Source organism: Nonomuraea montanisoli, from assembly GCF_013363975.1.
Lineage (GTDB): Bacteria > Actinomycetota > Actinomycetes > Streptosporangiales > Streptosporangiaceae > Nonomuraea > Nonomuraea montanisoli.
Genome location: NZ_JABWGN010000041.1, coordinates 1,592 through 3,394 on the forward strand (window position 1 = coordinate 1,592; position 1,803 = coordinate 3,394).

Consider the following 1,803-nt stretch of genomic DNA (forward strand, 5'->3'; position numbering starts at 1 on the left):
CGTGCGCACCAAGGGCGGCGAGACCGAGCTCATGCGGGCCGAGGAGGTCGACTACATCGACGTGTCGCCGCGCCAGATGGTGTCGGTGGCCACCGCGATGATCCCCTTCCTGGAGCACGACGACGCCAACCGCGCGCTCATGGGCTCCAACATGCAGCGCCAGTCGGTGCCGCTGCTCAAGAGCGAGGCGCCGCTGGTCGGCACCGGCATGGAGTACCGTGCCGCGACCGACGCCGGCGACGTGATCAGCGCGGAGAAGGCCGGTGTGGTCGAGGAGGTCTCGGCCGACTACGTCACGGTCATGAACGACGACGGCACCCGTACGACGTACCGTGTCGCCAAGTTCAAGCGCTCCAACCAGGGCACGAGCTTCAACCAGAAGCCGATCGTGGCCGAGGGTGACCGCATCGAGGTCAACCAGGTCATCGCCGACGGTCCGTGCACCGACAACGGTGAGATGGCGCTGGGCAAGAACCTCCTGGTGGCGTTCATGCCGTGGGAGGGTCACAACTACGAAGACGCGATCATCCTGTCCCAGCGGCTGGTGCAGGACGACGTGCTGTCCTCGATCCACATCGAGGAGCACGAGGTCGACGCCCGTGACACGAAGCTGGGCCCGGAGGAGATCACCCGGGACATCCCGAACGTGTCGGAGGAGGTCCTGGCCGACCTCGACGAGCGCGGGATCATCCGCATCGGCGCCGAGGTCGTGCCCGGTGACATCCTGGTCGGCAAGGTCACGCCGAAGGGTGAGACCGAGCTGACGCCGGAGGAGCGGCTGCTGCGCGCGATCTTCGGTGAGAAGGCGCGTGAGGTGCGGGACACCTCGCTGAAGGTGCCGCACGGCGAGCAGGGCAAGGTCATCGGCGTCCGGGTGTTCTCCCGTGAGGAGGGCGACGAGCTTCCGCCGGGTGTCAACGAGCTGGTCCGCGTGTACGTGGCGCAGAAGCGTAAGATCACCGACGGTGACAAGCTGGCCGGCCGGCACGGCAACAAGGGTGTCATCTCCAAGATCCTGCCGGTGGAGGACATGCCGTTCCTGGAGGACGGCACGCCGGTCGACATCATCCTCAACCCGCTGGGCGTGCCCGGCCGGATGAACGTCGGCCAGGTGCTGGAGACCCACCTCGGCTGGATCGCCGCCCGCGGCTGGGACATCTCCGGAATCGAGGAGGCCTGGGCCGAGCGGCTGCGCGAGAAGGGCTTCGACCGCGTCGAGCCGCGCACCAACATGGCCACCCCGGTCTTCGACGGCGCCCACGAGGAGGAGATCGTCGGCCTGCTCGGCAGCACGATCGCCAACCGTGACGGTGACCGCATGGTGCAGGAGAGCGGCAAGGCCCGCCTGTTCGACGGTCGCTCCGGCGAGCCGTTCCCGTACCCGATCTCGGTCGGCTACATCTACATCCTCAAGCTGCTGCACCTGGTCGACGACAAGATCCACGCCCGGTCGACCGGTCCGTACTCCATGATCACCCAGCAGCCGCTCGGCGGTAAGGCCCAGTTCGGTGGCCAGCGCTTCGGTGAGATGGAGGTGTGGGCGCTGGAGGCGTACGGCGCCGCCTACGCCCTGCAGGAGCTGCTGACCATCAAGTCCGACGACGTCCTGGGCCGTGTGAAGGTCTACGAGGCGATCGTCAAGGGCGAGAACATTCCCGAGCCCGGCATCCCCGAGTCCTTCAAGGTCCTCATCAAGGAGATGCAGTCGCTGTGCCTCAACGTCGAGGTGCTCTCCAGCGACGGCATGTCCATCGAGATGCGCGACACCGACGAGGACGTCTTCCGCGCGGCGGAGGAGCTCGG

At 67.2% G+C, this 1,803-nt stretch carries 1 protein-coding gene; it reads left to right on the forward strand.

Annotation, left to right across the window (positions count from 1 at the left end; translation table 11 throughout):
- A partial coding sequence (gene rpoB, locus HTZ77_RS44865) for a DNA-directed RNA polymerase subunit beta (protein WP_175595910.1) occupies positions 1 to 1,803 on the forward strand: 1,803 nt, incomplete at both ends.